Here is a 547-nt window from a genome sequence, read left to right as displayed (position 1 = left end):
GCTTTGCCCTCTGCAATTCACCGTCTCCGCAGACTATGAATTCGATGATCGCCTTGTTGCAGAGAGAACGTCAGTCGACATGCGGCCTTATCTACGTTCGTCGCCACCTATCCATCCCGTTGCAGAGCAACTGGAGGCGCTCAATAATCAAATCAAAATTTTTCTCACGAAGCTCAACAAGTGATATCTAACCGGGCGCTCAAGCGGACTTGCCATGTTTCCTCCATTCGCAAAACTCAAAATTGGCTCGATGCAAAATCTGCCTCACATTGAAACGCTCATAAGATCAGATCCGCAGGCTATGGCGGCCGCTACTGGCAAGTTGGTTGCGCTCATTCAAGCAAAGATGAACGCCTCGGAAGGCACTCCATGATGTCGGGGCACCTTCGTAGCTTTACACAAACTGTGCAACGTCACAAAAACCAATATTCGGGGCCTAACATTACGGTCAAGCGGAAGCCAACAAATCCCATGGCTCGTCATTGTCGTGGGATTTGTTGTTACCCTCCACTCGCTTCGCTCCTTCCGGCGCCGCTTACCTTGGGCG

The 547-nt window shown here is 51.0% G+C and carries 1 protein-coding gene; it reads left to right on the top strand.

Going from position 1 to position 547, the window contains the following annotated elements; genetic code table 11:
* Positions 1-184 (top strand): hypothetical protein (locus AC066S_RS39100; protein WP_478271947.1); only part of this gene is annotated, 184 nt, incomplete at its 5' end.
* Positions 185-547: the final 363 nt, after the last annotated feature.

This window comes from Bradyrhizobium sp. CFUWI (assembly GCF_056429085.1).
Note: the sequence above shows the minus strand (reverse complement) of the source record. Positions and strands in the feature narration are given on the sequence as shown.